This window comes from Bacteroidales bacterium, assembly GCA_021648725.1.
GTDB lineage: Bacteria > Bacteroidota > Bacteroidia > Bacteroidales > JAADGE01 > JAADGE01.
In genome coordinates, this window is the sequence record JAKISF010000046.1 from 1 (window position 1) to 18,884 (window position 18,884).

Genomic DNA, 18,884 nt, shown 5'->3' on the forward strand with positions numbered 1-18,884 from the left:
AAGATGTCGAAATTAGACTTGAACAAATGGAAAAAAGACACAAGAAAAGAAAATACGATATTGACCTAAATTACAGGAAACAAGCTGAAAAACAGGAAATTTTAACTTAGTAAAGTAGAATTAATAAGTTTGTAATAATCATCTTTTGTTTTTTTACAGGTTTCAATACCTTGAACATCTTTTTTGCAGAATGTATCCGAAATATTAAGATATGCAGGACCTACGGTTGTTCGTATTCGGTCTTTTTCGATTTCATATAATTTTGAATCTTCCGTTATGACACCGCTGTAACTATTTGATCCGTATATGTGAAGAGTTAAAAAAGATTTATCTGACAAATTTCCCATGGCATGCACTAAATCGCCGCATACAGGTGCGGCAGTTCCTTCCGGAATAATTTCCGAAGTTTCAAGCTCAACTTTGTTTCCGTTAACTTTGTAAGTTCTGTGATCTGCATCTCCGAGAGAATATACGACACCCCATTCAGAATGACCATGACTGTGAATACCGGTAAAATCGCCGGGAGCCCAAGACATAATATAAATTCCGAAATTTTTATCTTGATATAAAGTGTTTCTTCCGTAACTTTCGGTTTTGCAATGATTAAATGTTGCATATTTTAAAAGTTCATCTTTTGAAATTCCGGCATTTTCGATAATTTTAATGAGAGTAATGTTTTCTGTTACTTTATTAGTTTTAAGTTTTGTAATAATATTTTGAATTGAATGAGGCAGAGTTTTCATTTAAAAGTTTTCTGTAATTAATAATACAAACATACCCTAAAAAAATTATTTTAAAAGGGTATGTTTGAAATTTGGTATTTATTTTACTGTATAAATTCCTTTAAATGTGATTTTGATATCATCAGCTACATTGTTAGACATACTTTTCTTTTTAGGTTTACCAACATGATAATCTGTAATTTGCTTAACAATAAATACAGAATTTGCAGTAACTACATTTCCTTTAACGGTAATGGTTCCTTCTTCTGATATTGATTTTGTTACGTCTCTGATTGTTAAATCACCTTCAACGGTTACAGGGTATTTTCCGTCTGTATCCCATTTTACTGTTGATAAATTTTGAATTTTACCTTTAAACTTAATTTTAGGATATTCTGATGAATTCATAAAATGCTCTTGATTAAAATGTTTTTGCATTAATGCTTTTTCAAACTCAAAAGATTGTACCGGTATTACAAAAACCATAGCACCGGTTTCCGTATTAATTGTTGAAGTAACTTTATAATTGTCAGCTGAGATATCTTCGGCAACTGTTGTTGAAAATAAGGTTGCATGACCTGCTCTGGTTACATATTTTGTTTGAGCAAAAACTAATGCCGGTAATAATACGATTAATAATAATGTTAATTTTTTCATTTTTTTTTTATTTGATTATTAAATTTTGATTCTAATTTTTATAATTATTTAACGATGTCACATTTTTCAAGAATTGCATATTCTGCAAGATCTAAATCTTCATCGTAGGACGCTCCCATTCGAACAATCCCTTTTATTTTAACTTGATTTCCTGCTGAAAGTTTTTCGGCATTGGCATTTGTTTCTTTAATAAATGTACAACTAACACCCGAATTTTCAGTTTTTAATACAATAACTTTTTGTTTAAGTTGATCTTCACTTATTTCAGAAACCGTTCCTGAAACAATAACAACATTATCAAGATATTTTGCATTGCTTTCACTGATATTATTCATAAAATCATTTACGAATTGTTCTGCCTTAACAGTATAACTTGCTTTTTCGCTTTGAACATCTCTGTGCGGCATATAATACATGTATAAACCGATGCCTCCGATAATTATGATTGTTACAATTCCTACAAACAGAAGATACTTAACACTTTTTTTCATTTGTTTAAATTTTTGTAATTAGATTGATGTATTACATTTGTCGTACAAAACTTTATTCCTGACAAATATTATAAATTATTTTTCAAGTCGCCAAGCAACTTGCGGATTATCAGAAGAATAAAAGTGATGGTTTGTAAATTTAAAAGACGGAGATCAGCCTTTTATAGCCGATTTTAAACTTTTAATATAATTTGGGGATGTCGGTAAAATAAGAAGGGCATAAAAGAGTATTATTGTTCAGAAATTTTCTTTTTTATGCTTAATTTAAGTTCTTCTATATTTATTTGAGGTATTTTGTGATTATGTTTTTTTAAAGCTTCATCCATAATTTTGCTTTGTTTGTCATATCGTCGGCAAACATTACACATTGATTTATGCACATTAAGCCTTAGTTTCTCTTTAAGGCTAAGTTTTATATGAAGTTTCTTCTCTATAAGTTCTGTTGCTTTTAAGCATGACAAAAACAGGAAGTGCATTAATTTCTTCATCCTCTTATTTAATCTTCTAATTATTTTTAAACCAGCCGTTTTCGATACAATCTCTCAGTTTTAATTTGGCTCTGTGCATAATTTGCCACATATTAGTCGTACTGATTTCGAGCTCCTGACATATTTCTTCAGGATTTTTTTCGGTATAATATTTCATCTTTATCACTGTATTAAATTTATGCGGAAGATGTTCTAAGCAATAATTTAATATTTCTATGAACTCTAAGTCATCTAATAAATTTTTCTCATTATTTTGCCAATTTTGCGGTTGTTTTTCAGAATTCCACTCTCCGGAATCGGTAAAAAATGATGAAAACATATCGTAATCAACTTTTTTATCTTGTCTGTATTTTTTTCGGTAATAATCAGAGATTTTATTGTTAAGTATAGAAAATATCCATGTTTTTGGGTTGCTTTCCTTTTTAAATTTATCAACATTTTTGGCAACTGCAAGAAAAGTATCTTGCACAATATCTTTTGCACTTTCAACATCTGAAACTTTATGCATCGCCCAAGAAATTAAATCTTCGGTATAGGTATTAATCCATTCATTAATCGAAGAATGTTTTTTTTGCATATTATTGAATATTTAAGGATTCAAATGTAACCAATAACAAAATAAGATAAAAATATAGTTTACTGCTTCAATAAATGTTCTTTGAATTTATTATATATCTTTGAATCAAATTTAACGATATTGTTTGATTTAAAAAAATTACCCTAAATGTTAACTAACTTAAAAACATACTTCAAAAAACTGAATACTGATGAACTATATTTTGATTTAATATTTGCGGGATTAATTACAATTTTTCAATTTACGTTTGTAAATATTGCCGGTTTTGCAACGGAATCTCTTCATCCTATATTTCTGATTGTTTTCGCCTTTATTATACAATTTGTATTATCCTATAAATTAGGAAGTTTAATTAAAAGATATCGAGAATATTCAAGAAAATGGGTTATTAATTTAGTTGGAACTTTTTCATTCCTATTTGTATTTCCGATGATTTTTTTTGTAGGCGTGGGTGTTCTTATGCAAACCGAATACAAAACAAGCCAACCTTGGATGATGATTTTAATTCTTATCATTATTATTACAGGAGTTATTTTAGGAAATAATAGTATATCTTCTAAATATGAGTCTTCTGAAAAAAGTAAGAAAAAGAATCGAATCATTATATCTTTAACAGCAATTTCCTTGGCATTTTTAAACTTCGGATTTTACAGTTTAATGAAAAGTTCCGATGCAAACAGCAGTATCGGTAATATTATTGCATTTATAGGATTAATGATTGTTTCAGGCTTTTTGCCGTTCAGAATGATGATGATGTTTGCTCCTCCTAAAAACAAAAGAAATATGATTATAGGTTTAATCGTTATTATTTATGATTTCTTTTTGCTGTTTTCCCAATCTATTCCTAATACTTAATTAAATATGAAAAATAAACTTATTATAGTATTATTCACAGCTATATTACAATTTATTTTGTTTAATGCTCTTGCTCAGAAAAATTTCTTCGAAGGTTATATAATTACAAATAAAAGAGATACTATATTCGGACAAATAAAAGACAGAAAAAACGGAACATTTGTAAAACTTTACAAAAAAATTAAGTTTAAGCCTGATGTCGGTTTCAGAAAACTATTAAGCCCTAATAGTATTCAAGCATATAAAATCGGAAATCAAAAATTTGTTACAATGGAAATTAAAGATGAAATTAAACTTTTTAAACGTAAGGTTACTGTTGTCCCGAATTCAAATAATAAAGAGTTTGTTAGAGTTATTTCAGAAGGTTACCTGGCTTTGTATGAAAAAGAATATATTGATGATTCCGGTTTGTCCTCTGTATATTATTTTAAAAAAACAGATGAAAATGATATGGTTTTTGTACGAACGGGTCTATTCGGCTTGAACAAAAACAGGCTTGCTGTCTATTTTGAAGACTGCCCTGAACTTGCTGAAAAAATCCTGAATAAAGGCATTAAAAATCCAAGAACAATAGTCAGGTTTTATAATAATTGGTGTGGAGGGAACTGAAAAAATTATTTTTTATCATTATGTGTTTTTGAGGAAGACTCAGATAATCGGTAAATTCCGGCAAGTTCTTCCTCTGTTAAATCTCTCCATTTTCCGACAGGAACATCCAATTTTACATTCATTATTCTGGTACGTTTTAGTTTTTTAACTCTGTAATCTAAATATTCACACATTCGGCGGATTTGTCTGTTTAATCCCTGTGTTAAGATAATTTTAAATTCAAATTTACCGGTTTGTTCAACATGACATTTTCTTGTAACTGTATCCAAAATAGGAATACCTGAGCTCATTTTTTTTACAAAGTTATGTGTTACTTCTTTATTTACACGTACAATATATTCTTTTTCGTGATTGTTTCGGGCTCTCAGAATTTTATTGACAATATCTCCGTCATTGGTTAAAAAAATAAGTCCTTGGCTGGGTTTATCTAATCGTCCTATCGGAAAAATACGTTTCGGGTAATTAATGTAATCAATAATATTATCCTTTTCTCTTTTTGTGTCTGTCGTGCATACAATTCCTACAGGTTTATTAAATGCAATATAAACCAATTTACCTTTCGGTTCTGAAATCAACTCTCCGTCAACTCTTATTTCGTCACTATCTGACACTTTCGTTCCTTTTTCAGGAACTTTGCCGTTAATATGCACACGTCCTTCTTCAATCAATTTATCGGCAGCTCGGCGAGAACAATAACCCGCTTCACTTAAGTATTTATTAATTCGGATAAGATTAATCTCTTTCATTACAAATTATTATTTAACAAAAGTATGACTTAATTTCACAATTCAGAAAAAAAACTACCTTTGTCGCCCAATTCAAAAAACAAACATGATTACAGTTGCAGATTTAGGAATTCAATTCGGGAAACAAGTTCTTTTTCAAGATGTTAATTTAAAATTTACTGCCGGAAATTGTTACGGAATAATAGGTGCAAACGGTGCAGGAAAATCAACTTTTCTTAAAATTATTTCAGGCGAAGCAGACCCCACAAAAGGTTCAATAAGCTTAGGGCACGGAGAACGTCTTTCTGTTTTAAAACAAAACCATTTTGAGTTTGATGAAGTTACCGTTTTAGATACCGTTTTGATGGGACACACGGTTTTGTGGAAACTTACACAAGAAAAAAATGCTTTGTATAAAAAACCGAATTTTTCGGAAGAAGACGGTATAAAAGCTGCTGACATGGAAGCAAAATTTGCCGATATGGACGGTTGGAATGCAGAAACAGAAGCAGCTATTCTTCTAAGCGGAATGAAAATTAAAGAAGCACAACATAATAAATTGATGAAAGAATTGAGCGGGAAAGAAAAAGTTCGTGTTCTTTTAGCACAAGCTTTATTCGGCAAACCGGATAACCTTTTATTAGATGAGCCGACCAACGACCTGGATCTTGAAACCATCAGTTGGCTTGAAAATTATTTACACAATTTTGAAAATACGGTTCTTGTGGTTTCACACGACAGATACTTTTTAGATTCAATTTCAACACATACCGTTGATATTGACTTCGGAAAAATTAAAATTTTCGGCGGAAATTATAGTTTTTGGTACGAATCAAGTCAATTGGCATTGCGACAACAAAAAGCACAGAATAAAAAAGCAGAAGAAAAGAAAAAAGAACTTTTAGAATTTATTGCAAGATTTAAAGCAAATGTAGCAAAATCAAAACAAACTACAAGTCGCAAAAAGATGATTGAGAAACTTAATTTTGAAGAAATACAACCATCCTCAAGAAAATATCCCGGTATTATTTTCAAACCGGAAAGATTGCCCGGCAATATGGTGCTTGATGTAAAAGGTTTATCCAAAAGTATAGACGGAGAACTTTTGTTTAAAGATGTTGAGTTTACTGTTGAAAAAAATGACAAAATTATAGTTATATCAAGAAATTCACGTGCAATGACTGCTTTCTTTGAAGTTATTACAGGGCATACAGAAGCTGATTCCGGGGAATACAAATGGGGGCAAACAATTACAAAATCATACCTTCCTTTGGATAATTCAGAATTTTTTAAGGGGGAAGATACTCTTGTTGAATGGCTTGCGGAATTTTCAAAAGATACAAGCGAATTATATCTCAGAGGCTATCTCGGGAAGATGCTTTTTTCGGGCGAAGAAATTTTTAAAAAAATAAATGTGCTTTCAGGAGGTGAAAAAATGCGTTGCATGATTGCTCGTATGATGCTTAAAGAATCTAATGTTCTTATTTTAGACACACCTACAAACCACCTTGATTTAGAGTCAATACAAGCCTTTAATAATAATCTGAAAACATTTAAAGGTAATATTTTAATGTCATCACACGACCATGAATTTATCAGAAGTGTTTGCAACCGAGTTATAGAAATAACTCCTAACGGCATGATTGACAAGATGACGGATTATGACGAATATATAACAAGTGAACTGGTAAAAAAACGCCAATCAGAATTATATAATCAATCCTCTTTTTTGGAAACTTTTACTGCTTAAAACTAGTTGTTTAACATATAACAACATCCTATAATAATTTCTGTAAGTTTAGAATATAAATACAAAACTATTATTTAAAACTGTTCTAAATTATCAAAATTATGTTTTGTATCATAATTAATGGTGCTGAATTTTTTATTTTTGAACCGAATAAAAAATAATTGCAAATGAGAGTTCAAAGAATTCAACAAAAACCTACAGTAAAAGAGCAAGAAATTGAAGAAATTGATATAAATTTAATAAACCCTTTAATAAAAAAGCATAAAGGAAAAAAAGGAAGCCTCATTCCTATGCTTCAAGGCACACAAGATTTATTCGGTTATATTCCGGAAGAAGCTTTTCTAAAATTATCCGAAGAAGCAGGACATGAATTAAGCACAATGTACGGTGTTGCAACTTTTTATGCACAATTCAGATTAGCACCTGTCGGCAAATATGTTGTAAAAGTCTGTCACGGAACAGCTTGCCATGTTCAAAATGCAAAAAAAATAACTGAAACATTAAAAGATGTTCTCAAAGTAGCAGACGGTGAAACAACAGAAGATAAAATGTTTACTCTCGAATCTGTTGCATGCCTCGGATGTTGTTCTCTTGCACCTGTTATGATGATAGGAGATGATACCTACGGAAAATTAACAGATAAAAGCACAAAAAAAGTTATCAGACAAATTAAAAATTCAGAAAAATAAATATTGTAGAGACAGCCCGACAAACTGTCTCTATTTTTATTATAACATATCAAAAATATGAACAAAATAAAAGCAATAGTCGGACTCGGAAGTTGCGGAATCGCAGCCGGAGCCGGAAAAATATATGACAAATTAAACAGTCTGGTTGAAACAAAAACATTTGATGTTCAGGCAGATAAAACAAGTTGTATCGGTATGTGTTACAGAGAACCGCTTGTTGAAATTGTTGATAATAACAATTCATACATATACGGTGGTGTAGATGAAAAAATGCTGGAAGAAATTCTTGAAAAACACACAAAAGAACACACACCGCTTGAAAAGTATATTGTTCATGCAGATAATATTAAAACAGAGGACGATGTTTTCTGGAACGGACAGGTAAAAATTGCACTTCGACATTGCGGCTACATTAATCCGGAAGCAATTGAAGAATATGAAGCAAAAGACGGTTATAAAGCTCTTCGTAAAATTGCTGATAAAAAAGTTTCCTATGATAATGTAATAAAAGAAGTATTAGACTCAGGACTTCGCGGAAGAGGCGGCGGCGGTTTCCCTACCGGACTAAAATGGAAATTTGCTCGACAAAGCGAATCCGATGAAAAATATATAATCTGTAATGCCGATGAAGGCGATCCCGGAGCATTTATGGACAGATCATTACTCGAAGGCGACCCTCACGCAGTTATCGAAGGAATGATTATCGGAGCTTATGCAATAGGAGCAAATGCCGGTGTAATTTATTGCAGAGCTGAATATCCGCTTGCAATTGTCCGCTTAAACATTGCTCTTGAGCAGGCTCGAAAAAAAGGTTACTTAGGTAAAAATATATTAGGAATTGAAGGTTTCAACCTTGATATTTATGTAAAAGAAGGTGCCGGTGCATTTGTTTGCGGTGAAGAAACAGCATTAATAGCATCCGTCGAAGGCGAAAGAGGAATGCCTCGAAAACGTCCGCCTTTTCCTGCCGCATCAGGTCTTTGGAAAAAACCTACAAACATAAATAATGTTGAAACCCTTGCAAATATTCCCTGGATTATTGATAAAGGTGCAAGTGAATATGCAAAATACGGAACTGAAAAAAGCAAAGGAACAAAAGTATTTGCTTTAACCGGAAAAATCAATCACGGCGGATTGGTTGAAGTTCCGATGGGAATGACAATTCACGACATTGTGTTCAAACTCGGAGGCGGAATTCAAGATGGGAAAGAATTTAAAGCCGTTCAACTCGGCGGACCTTCCGGAGGTTGTATTCCCGCAAATCTTGACAATACAATTGTAGATTACGATTCTGTTAATGCAACCGGAGCAATTATGGGTTCCGGTGGAATGGTTGTTATGGACGAATCAACCTGTATGGTTGATATGGCTCGCTTTTTTCTTGATTTCACACAAAAAGAGTCTTGCGGGAAATGTACTTTTTGTCGCATAGGAACAAAAAGAATGCTTGAGATTCTTACAAAAATAACCGAAGGAGAAGGACAAGAAGGAGACATTGAAAAATTGGAAGAATTATCATATCAAATTAAAGACGGTTCTTTATGCGGACTCGGACAAACAGCTCCGAACCCTGTTCTTACGACTATAAAATATTTCAGGCACGAATATGAAGCACACATAAAAGAAAAAAGATGCCCTGCTGCAAATTGTACAAAACTGCTGACCTATGAGGTTATTTCCGATTTATGTACCGGCTGTACAGCTTGTGCCGTAAATTGCCCGACTGATGCAATCGACGGAGAACGAAAAGAAATTCATTTTATCAGACAAGATGCTTGTATAAATTGCGGAATGTGCTTCTCAAAATGTAACTTTGATGCAATTAAAGTGTATTAGTTTCTTATTCTGAAATAAATAATTCAATTAAAAAAATCAATCAAAAAGATATGTCCGAAGTAAAATTAACCATTAACGGAAAACAATATAAAGCTGAAAGCGACAATTCAATTTTAGATGTTGCTTATAAAAATAATATCGAGATTCCTACTTTATGTCACGACCCTCGTCTTGAACCTTATTCATCATGCTATGTTTGTGTGGTTGAAGTTGAAGGAATGAGAGGTTTACAACCTGCTTGCTCAACAAAAGTTTTGGACGGAATGAAAATTGAAACAAATAACCAAAAAGTCAGAACATCTCGAAAAACAGCCTTGGATTTATTAGTGAGTGACCATTATGCATCATGTATCGCTCCTTGTAAAGCAACTTGCCCTGCCGGTGTTGATGTTCAAGGATACATTGCTCTTATTGAAAAAGGCATGTACAGTGCTGCCGTTAAACTTATTAAAGAAGTTAATCCTTTACCTGCAATTTGCGGACGTGTTTGTGTTCGACCTTGCGAAGTTGCATGCAACAGAAATTATATGGATGAAGATGCTGCTGTCGGAATTGATTATATGAAAAGATTTGTAGCTGATTTTGATTTAGAATCGGAAGAACACTACAAACCGGAAATTGCTGCAAGCACAGGAAAAAAAGTTGCAATAATAGGAGCAGGACCGGGAGGACTATCCGCAGCGTATTTTTTACAACAAAAAGGACATCAAGTTGATATTTTCGAAGGAAACAACCATGCAGGCGGGTGGTTACGCTACGGTATTCCGGAATACCGATTACCGAATGATTTGCTCGACAAAGAAATCTCAACAATTACAGAACTCGGAACAAATATTTTCCTGAATAAAAAACTAGGAGATAATTTATCTTATGAAGAAATAAATAAAGAATATGATGCTACAATTCTCACAATAGGTTCACAAAGAGGAACATTACTTCGTGCAGAAGGCGAAGATGCCGATGGTGTATTTTCCGGAATTGACTTTTTAAGAAATATGGAACAAACCGGCCAACGCTATGACTTCTCTGGTAAAACAGTAGCCGTTGTAGGTGGAGGGAATACTGCTATGGACTGTTGCAGAACTTCGCAAAGATGCGGAGCCGAGAAAACATATATCATATACAGACGTACAGAAAAAGAAATGCCGGCAAATCCGATTGAAATTCACGAAAGCAAACTGGAAGGTGTTGAATATATGATTTTAACAAATCCGACCAAAGTTAATCAAACCAAAGACGGAAAAGTAAAATCAATGACCTTAATCAAAATGGAACTCGGAGAACCTGATGCATCAGGAAGAAGGCGACCTGTTCCGATTGAGGGTTCTGAATTTGATTTGGAAGTTGATTATATCTTGGCTGCAATCGGTCAAAAAACAGAAATTAACTTTTTAGATGATATTAATAAATTTACTGCAAAAGGAGAACTGAAACCAAATAAATGGGGCGATATTGACGCAGACAGAGAAACGTTACAAACAGGCATCCCGAATGTATTTGCAGCAGGCGACGGAGTTACGGGAGCAGCTACAATCATTGAAGCTATCGCACAAGGTAAAACGGCATCTTTAAGTTGCCATCAGTATCTTTCAGGAGAAGAAATTAAGCCCGAACCAAAAGAATTTTTAAGTAAAAAAACAAATTTTAAAACATTATCGGCAAAGGACTTTCAAGGGAAATTTGAGAATCAAGAAAGAATTGAAATGCCCGTTCTTGAAGAAAATAAAAGAATGAACTTTAAAGAAGTTGAACTGGGCTACGATGAAGAAACAACTTTACAAGAAGCACAAAGATGTTTTGAATGCGGTTGTCAGGAGTATTTTACTTGTGACCTAAAACAACATTGCACAGAGTACGGTGCGGAGCAAGATCGTTATTCAGGAGATTTCCACGAACGACCTGTTGATTTTTCACATCCGTATATTGAAATTGACAATAATAAATGCATTCTTTGCTCTCGATGTGTAAGAATTTGTGATGAAGTTGCCGGAACAACTGCTCTCGGATTGGTTGAGCGAGGGTTTGAAACATACGTTGCACCAAGCATGGGAAAATCATTAACTGATACAAATTGTGAATCTTGCGGATTATGTATTTCCACATGTCCTACAGGTGCAATAACAGAGAATTTTAAATTCAAACCGGGTCCGTTTGCTTTGGAAAGCTTTGAAACCATCAGTAATTTCGGTTCAAGCGGTGAAAAAATATCAGTAAACCACAGAGACGGTTTTGTAATGAACATTACCGGAGCAAAAGGCAAAGTAAATACCGACGGAAATATCGGCAGACAATCAAAATTCGGTTATCAATATTTTAATGATGCCTCACGAATTACCGCACCTTTATTGAAAAAAGCGGACGGCGGTTATGAAGAAATCAGTTTTGAAGATGCCCTTACCTTGATAAATGATAAAATAAAAGCCGTTAATCCTGATGAAAACGCATTTTTTGCAGGTGCACGTTTAACAAATGAAGAACAATATTTAATTAAGAAATTCGCTGTTGAAGCTGTGAATACTTCAAACATAGGAAGTTTCCATTATTTAGGACGTGGTGACGGATACGGCTACAATTCATTTAAAAATGTTCCGTTTGAGCAAATCAAAGATGCCGGGAAAATCTATATTTTCGGAGCAGAATTAAATTATGATAATCAATTTGTAAGCTTCTTAGTGAATAATGCAAAAGCCGGCTATAAAATACCTGTAGAATTGATAACAGAAGGTGAAAATCGTTATGCATATAAGGCAGACAAAACAACAACAATAAAATCATACTTTTGGTTCACAAAAGCTGTAACAGCATATATTGCCGAAAAAGGTTTGCAAAATCAAATGTATATTGATGACAATACATTATTCTTTGACGAATATAAAGGAAATCTGAAAAGCAGTAGTTTTTATGCCGAAAAAGCAGGTGTTTCGATTGATGTCATTGCAAAATTTGCAAAAACATACAATAATGAAATGAATGCCGTATTAATCTTTTCAGAAAAATATATTTCTTCAAATTGCAGTAAGGAATTATATAATTTAGCCATGATTACAGGCAAACTCGGCAAAACGGCATCCGGATTAATTTCTTTAAAAGAGAAAAACAATTCGCACGGATTATTTGACAATAATTGCTTTGCAAATGATAGTTTATTTGAAGGTTTAAACAACAATTCCTTTAAAAATCTTTTTATTTTCGGAGAAGACCCGATAGGATGTGCAATTAATTCCGGTGCAATGACAAATATGTTAAAAGTTGATTTTATTGTTGTACAAGATTATTTTATGACTGATACGGCAAAAACAGCGGATTTAATATTACCGGCAAGTATGCCGACAGAAACAGGCGGAAGTTTTACCAACACACAACGTGTATTACAAACTTTTGAAGCCGGGTTTGATGCAGAAACAGAACTCTCAAATAATGAGCAATTAATTGAGAGTTTAAAAACATTCGGAATTAACGGACTAAACTCACAAGAAGATATTTTCTTGGAAGCAGCAAAACACCTTCCGAAGTATGATAATAAAATGTTATTCAATATTACTGAAAATGACAATTTTAACAGACTGTTCGACTTTGGTTGTGATTATGTAAATAAAAAATTTGAAGTTGAATTTAAAAATTGCTTAAAAAAATAAAAACATATTTAATAATTTACTTAAATCCGGGAAAAAATGAAAAACAGAAGTTTAATTTTAATTATTTTTGTATTAGGAATCATTACTGTTTCTTCTTGCAAAAAAGATAAATTATTTGAACAGCCGACAATTGAAATTACAGGCTATACACTTAAAGAACTTCCCGGTGAATATACTTACTTGGAAATAGATATGATTGTTACAAATAATGACGACAGAGATGCTCACATTAAAGACGTGGAATATCAAGTTGAAATTGAAGGGGTTACATCTGAAACAGAAAAGCAAACTATAGATAAAGAAATTTCGGACACTCCTCTTGAACTCACGCTTCCTTTAACACTACTGACAAATGATGCCGTTAAGCTTTTAGCAAAGTTAGACGCAGGAGAACAATTAAATTATACAGCAACAGGAACATTTCATGTTGATGACCCCATATTAAAACTTTTTGATCTTCCTATTGATGTAACAGGTACTGCAAATGTTGAAGCAGGATTTGAAGATTTCTATGAACAACCCGAAGTAACGGTTGATAATATATCCGTAAAATACACGGGAACAAATAAAGCAGGAGCAACATTTGATTTTGATGTTGCATGCACCGTTCAAAACATGGATTCTCGCGGAATAACAATAGATGAAGTTGAATATGTCGTTTATATTGAAGGCATCAAATCAGTAACTCACCTTTATTCAGATTCTTATTCATCTGAATTTTCGATAGCAGGAAACGGAACAGAATCTCTTAATCTTCCCGTAACTTTAAATCTTAATTCCGAAGACGGCACAACACTTGCCCAAGCAATAGAAAGCGGAACAATTAACTATTCTGTTGAAGGAACTTTTCATGCCGTAAAAGTTGACGGCACAACTGTTGATTTTGTATTACCGCTTTATGTTACGGGAAATGTATCTGCCGATGTTGTAAGTAATCTTTTTCAACAACCTACAATTGAAATAACAGGCTATACACTTTTAGAGTTGCCGGGTGAATTTACTAATTTAGAAATAGCCATGATTGTAACCAACAATGACATAAGAGAGGCATTTATTAAAGATATAGAATACCAAGTAGATATAGAAGGAGTTATATCCGAAACTGAACAAGTTGTCATAAACCAAACTTTACTTACGGACACTCCTTTAAATCTGACTTTACCGTTAACTTTATTAACAACAGATGCTTTACAACTGCTTACAATATTAGATGCAGGGCAATCTTTGAACTATCATGCAACCGGAGTATTCCATGTTGACGAACCTGTTTTAGATTTATTTGACCTTCCCGTTGATATTACCGGAACAGCATCGGTAGATGTCGGTTTTGAAGACTTCTATGAGCAACCTGAAACAACAGTAAACAGCATTAACGGAAGCTATACAACAAGCGGTTTTCCCGTTCCTGTAAGTTATACTTTTGATTTAGATGTAAATTGCGACATTCAAAACATGGACAGTCGTGATGTTATTATTGATGAGGTTGAATATGTTGTTTATGTTGAAGGAAAACAATCTGAAACACACCTGTACTCTGACACATACTCGACAGACCTGTCTATAGCCGGAAACGGGACAGTATCATTAACGTTGCCTGTATTATTAATATTAAACTCAACGGAAGGACTCCAACTTGCACAAGCGTTATTAGACGGTTATGCAGATTATGTAATCGAAGGAACTTTTCATGTTATTAATGCTGACGGAACAGCAGCTGACTTTGTATTGCCGTTATACGATGAGGGAACGGTACCCGCATCTGTTGTTGCCGGAAAATAAACTACTTTATTTTAAGTTAAAAAGACAAAAACATAATTATTAAACTGTTTTTGTCTTTTTTTCTTTTGCTTTATTCTTGAATAATAAAATCTCTATTATTCAAGAACACAACAATATAAATTCATCTCTTTTTTTCTTTTAACTTTTTATTAACACTTGATAATTGTATTGTCTTATTTCCTATTTTTACAAACTCTGGTTTTCAACTTAACAAAAACACATATTATGCCTGAATTTACTCATTTACACCTACATACACAATATTCTCTGTTAGACGGAGCATCCTCCGTTCCTAAATTAATTAAAAGAGTAAAAGAATCAGGAATGAAATCCGTTGCCATAACAGATCACGGAAATATGTTCGGTGTAAAGTCTTTTCACAAAACGGCAATAAAAGAAGGAGTAAAACCTATATTGGGTTGTGAAGTATATGTTGCAAAAGAATCTCGATTCAGAAGAGACAAAGAAAAAGATAAAAAATCAGATCATCTTATAATTTTAGCAAAAAACCAAATTGGATATCAAAATCTAATAAAACTTGTAAGCTACGGATATATGGAAGGGTTTTACAGAAAACCCAGAATAGACATGGAAATATTAGAAAAATATTCAGAAGGCTTAATTGTATCCTCTGCATGCCTTGCCGGTTCCGTGCCGAGAGCAATAATGAATGATAATATAAACGAAGCAGAAAAACAAGCATTAAAATACAAAGAAATTTTTGGGGAAGATTATTATCTCGAAATGCAAAGACATGAAACAGGAAACCCGGAAAAAGATAAAAAAACATTATTTTTACAAGAATTGGTTAATAAAGAGATAGTAAAAATTTCTGAAAAAACCGGTATTAAATATATTGCAACTAATGATGTTCATTTCATAAACAAAGAAGATGCAGCCGCACATGATATATTAATCGCACTAAGCACGGGAAAAGATTTGGACGACCCTACACGGATGCAATATTCAGGAGAAGAATACTTAAAAACACCCGAACAAATGTCTGAATTATTTGCAGAATATCCTGATGCAATTACAAATACAAAAGAAATTGAAGATAAAATTGAAACTTATGATTTAAACAGAGAACCGATAATGCCTGAATTTCAACTTCCGGAAAATTTTAAATCCGAAGCAGAATATTTAAAACACGTAACTTATGAAGGGGCAAAAAAACGCTGGACTGATTTAACTGACGAAATAAAAGAACGAATTGATTTCGAACTCGATACAATTATCGGAATGGGATTTCCCGGTTATTTCCTAATTGTTTGGGATTTTTTGAAAGCTGCAAGAGAAATGGGCGTTTCAGTCGGACCGGGTAGAGGATCGGCAGCAGGTTCCGTTGTTGCATACAGTCTTGAAATTACTGATATCGACCCGCTCGAGTACGGTCTTCTTTTTGAGCGTTTCCTTAATCCCGACAGAATTTCAATGCCGGATATTGATATTGATTTTGACGAAGACGGACGAGAAAAAATATTAGACTGGGTTGTAGAAAAATACGGAGAAAAACGTGTTGCAAATATTATCACTTTCGGTTCAATGGCAGCTAAATCTTCGATAAGAGATGTGGCTCGTGTTTTAAGACTTCCTCTTCAAGAAGCAGACAGAATTGCAAAACTTATTCCTGAAAGACCGGGAATAACACTGGAAAAAGCCTTTAAAGAAGTTGAAGAATTAAAAAAAGAATTAGACTCTGAAGACCCGCTAATCAGAAAAACTTTAAATTTTGCCCAAATCCTTGAAGGTTCTGTCAGGCATACCGGTGTACATGCTTGCGGTATTATAATAGGAAAAGATGATTTAGAAAATTATGTACCTTTAAGCAACGCAAAAGATTCCAAATTAAAAGCAACACAATACGACGGAAAACACGTAGAAGACATTGGTTTATTGAAAATGGACTTCTTAGGTTTAAAAACACTTTCAATAATAATGGATGCCTTAAAAAACATTAAACATTCTGCCGGTGTTGAACTTGATATTGACAATATTCCGTTAAATGACGAAAAAACCTTTAATCTTTACGCAAAAGGAGAAACTACCGGTGTTTTTCAATTTGAATCCGACGGAATGAAGAAGCATTTAAAAAACTTAAAACCAAACCGCTTCGAAGACTTAATTGCAATGAATGCTTTATACAGACCGGGACCGATGGAATATATTCCTGATTTTATTGCCAGGAAACACGGCAAACAACATATTGTATATGATTTGCCTGAAATGGAAGAACTTTTGAAAGAAACATACGGTATCACGGTTTATCAAGAACAAGTGATGTTGCTTTCTCAAAAACTTGCAGGTTTTACAAAAGGACAAGCAGACTCTCTTCGTAAAGCAATGGGTAAGAAAATAATATCCATGATGGAAGAGTTAAAAGTAAAGTTTTTTGACGGTTGTAAAGCAAACGGACATGATGAAAAAAAAGTTACAAAAATATGGACAGATTGGGAAAAATTTGCCAGCTATGCCTTCAACAAATCGCATTCAACATGCTATGCATATATTGCCTATCAAACAGCATATTTAAAAGCACATTATCCTGCTGAATTTATGAGTGCAATCTTAGGAAGAAACCTCAATGACATAAAAAAAGTTTCATTCTTTTTAACTGAAACAAAACGTATGGGCATTGAAGTTTTGCTGCCTGATGTTAATGAAAGTTTTTCAATGTTTATCGTAAATAAAAAAGGACAAATACGATATGGCTTAGGAGGAATTAAAAATGTGGGAGGAGCTGCCGTTGACGATATAATTAAAGAACGAGAAAGAAACGGCAAGTACAAAAGTTTTATTGACTTTATTGAACGAGTTAACCTTTCTTCCGTTAATAAAAGAACTATTGAAGCATTAGTTACTGCCGGAGCTTTTGATGATGTTGATAATTTAAAACGAAACCAATATTTTAAAAGCAATAACGGAAGTGACTTAACTTATATCGAAGAATGTATAAAATTCGGCGGAAAGTTCCAAAATGGAGGAGTTGAAAATCAAGCAAGTATCTTCGGAGAAGAAACTATTGAAATAAAAAGACCGGAAGCTCCCCAAGCAGAAGAATGGTCAAGACTTCATCGTTTAAAACTTGAAAAAGAAATTATCGGAATTTATTTATCTGAACATCCGTTAGATGCATACAAATTAGAAATTGGAACATATTGTAATACCGAAGTTTCACAATTAGCTGATTTACCTTCTTTAAAAGGCAAAGAAATTAATATTGCAGGAATTATTACGGAAGTATTTAACGGAACTACTAAAACAGGGAAAGCATACGGAAGCATTACTCTTGAAGGTTACAGTTCTTCTCACAGAATTTACCTTTTCGGAAAAGATTACATAACTTTTAAGAATTATTTTACAAAAGACCTTTCCGTATTGATTAGAGGACGTGTTCAGCCAAGATATAAACCCAAAGATGATAACGACGTAGAATTTAAAATTAATGAAATTGAACTGTTATCGGAAGCAAAAGACAAAATGATAAAAGCACTTACAATTACAGTTCCTCTCGAAAATATTTCTGACACATTTATTGAAAATATAATTGAGTTAACAGAAAAATATAAAGGAAAAACAATGTTAAACATAAATGTTGTTGAAAAAGAAAAAGGATTCAGTTTAAATCTATTTTCCAGATCGAAGCATATAAAAGTAAATCAAATGTTATTGTCAGATTTAAACAAAATGATTGATATTAATATTAAGTTAAACTGACAGTTTTTCTAAATATATTTACAAAAGAAAAAAATAAATCATATCTTTATTCTCAAAAATATGAACAATGCTTATTGTTTTCGGTTCATCTGAGAAACACAAAGAAATAACAAACATTGATTTTAAACCTGACTTTTGTCCGTATTGCAAAACCGAGCTTAAAGTTATGGAAATTTCTCGTTATTTTTCATTTATGTATTTCATAAATTTTAAAACAGAGACATTAGTTCTACTTTACTAAGTTAAAATTTCCTGTTTTTCAGCTTGTTTCCTGTAATTTAGGTCAATATCGTATTTTCTTTTCTTGTGTCTTTTTTCCATTTGTTCAAGTCTAATTTCGACATCTTTTTTTGT

14 protein-coding genes are annotated in these 18,884 nt (G+C 32.8%); 8 read left to right on the forward strand and 6 right to left on the reverse strand.

Annotated elements, in window-relative coordinates; translation table 11 throughout:
- Window positions 1–101: 101 nt before the first annotated feature.
- The 5 genes from L3J35_12805 to L3J35_12825 form a co-directional block, all read right to left on the reverse strand.
- Window positions 102–743 carry a cysteine dioxygenase family protein gene (locus L3J35_12805; GenBank protein MCF6367062.1) on the reverse strand — a complete coding sequence of 214 codons (642 nt, stop codon included), beginning with the start codon at window positions 741–743 and terminating at the stop codon, window positions 102–104.
- A gap of 78 nt (window positions 744–821) precedes the next feature.
- Window positions 822–1,379, reverse strand: coding sequence for a YceI family protein (locus L3J35_12810; GenBank protein ID MCF6367063.1), 558 nt, complete (start codon window positions 1,377–1,379; stop codon window positions 822–824).
- 44 nt (window positions 1,380–1,423) lie between these two features.
- Window positions 1,424–1,870 carry an OB-fold putative lipoprotein gene (locus tag L3J35_12815; protein ID MCF6367064.1) on the reverse strand — a complete coding sequence of 149 codons (447 nt, stop codon included), beginning with the start codon at window positions 1,868–1,870 and terminating at the stop codon, window positions 1,424–1,426.
- A 230-nt stretch (window positions 1,871–2,100) separates the two neighbouring features.
- Window positions 2,101–2,358 carry a hypothetical protein gene (locus tag L3J35_12820; GenBank protein ID MCF6367065.1) on the reverse strand — a complete coding sequence of 86 codons (258 nt, stop codon included), beginning with the start codon at window positions 2,356–2,358 and terminating at the stop codon, window positions 2,101–2,103.
- Window positions 2,359–2,374: 16 nt separating this feature from the next.
- A complete protein-coding gene (locus L3J35_12825; GenBank protein MCF6367066.1) occupies window positions 2,375–2,935 on the reverse strand; it encodes a sigma-70 family RNA polymerase sigma factor in 561 nt (186 codons plus the stop codon).
- A 147-nt stretch (window positions 2,936–3,082) separates the two neighbouring features.
- Between L3J35_12825 and L3J35_12830 the strand changes: the two genes are divergently transcribed.
- Both L3J35_12830 and L3J35_12835 read left to right on the forward strand, forming a co-directional pair.
- Window positions 3,083–3,790 (forward strand): hypothetical protein, encoded by a 708-nt coding sequence (locus L3J35_12830; GenBank protein MCF6367067.1) that lies wholly within the window; start codon window positions 3,083–3,085, stop codon window positions 3,788–3,790.
- 6 nt (window positions 3,791–3,796) lie between these two features.
- On the forward strand, window positions 3,797–4,399 hold the full coding sequence (locus L3J35_12835; GenBank protein MCF6367068.1) for a hypothetical protein: 603 nt from the start codon (window positions 3,797–3,799) through the stop codon (window positions 4,397–4,399).
- Between the two features lie 5 nt (window positions 4,400–4,404).
- Here the strand turns inward: L3J35_12835 and rluF are convergent, their stop codons facing one another.
- A complete protein-coding gene (rluF, locus tag L3J35_12840; protein ID MCF6367069.1) occupies window positions 4,405–5,145 on the reverse strand; it encodes a 23S rRNA pseudouridine(2604) synthase RluF in 741 nt (246 codons plus the stop codon).
- Window positions 5,146–5,230: 85 nt separating this feature from the next.
- Between rluF and L3J35_12845 the strand changes: the two genes are divergently transcribed.
- The 6 genes from L3J35_12845 to dnaE all read left to right on the forward strand — a co-directional run bounded on the left by L3J35_12845 (window position 5,231) and on the right by dnaE (window position 18,530).
- Window positions 5,231–6,874 (forward strand): ATP-binding cassette domain-containing protein, encoded by a 1,644-nt coding sequence (locus tag L3J35_12845; protein MCF6367070.1) that lies wholly within the window; start codon window positions 5,231–5,233, stop codon window positions 6,872–6,874.
- Between the two features lie 167 nt (window positions 6,875–7,041).
- Window positions 7,042–7,563: an NADH-quinone oxidoreductase subunit NuoE gene (gene nuoE / locus L3J35_12850; protein ID MCF6367071.1), complete on the forward strand. Its 522-nt coding sequence runs from the start codon at window positions 7,042–7,044 to the stop codon at window positions 7,561–7,563.
- A gap of 57 nt (window positions 7,564–7,620) precedes the next feature.
- Complete coding sequence (locus L3J35_12855; GenBank protein MCF6367072.1) at window positions 7,621–9,399, forward strand: NADH-quinone oxidoreductase subunit NuoF; 1,779 nt, start codon at window positions 7,621–7,623, stop codon at window positions 9,397–9,399.
- A 50-nt stretch (window positions 9,400–9,449) separates the two neighbouring features.
- Window positions 9,450–13,034 carry an FAD-dependent oxidoreductase gene (locus L3J35_12860; GenBank protein ID MCF6367073.1) on the forward strand — a complete coding sequence of 1,195 codons (3,585 nt, stop codon included), beginning with the start codon at window positions 9,450–9,452 and terminating at the stop codon, window positions 13,032–13,034.
- 36 nt (window positions 13,035–13,070) lie between these two features.
- Entirely contained in the window at window positions 13,071–14,813 is a 1,743-nt protein-coding gene (locus tag L3J35_12865; protein MCF6367074.1) for an LEA type 2 family protein, read from the forward strand.
- Between the two features lie 225 nt (window positions 14,814–15,038).
- Window positions 15,039–18,530: a DNA polymerase III subunit alpha gene (gene dnaE, locus L3J35_12870; protein ID MCF6367075.1), complete on the forward strand. Its 3,492-nt coding sequence runs from the start codon at window positions 15,039–15,041 to the stop codon at window positions 18,528–18,530.
- The last annotated feature ends 354 nt before the right edge of the window (window positions 18,531–18,884 follow it).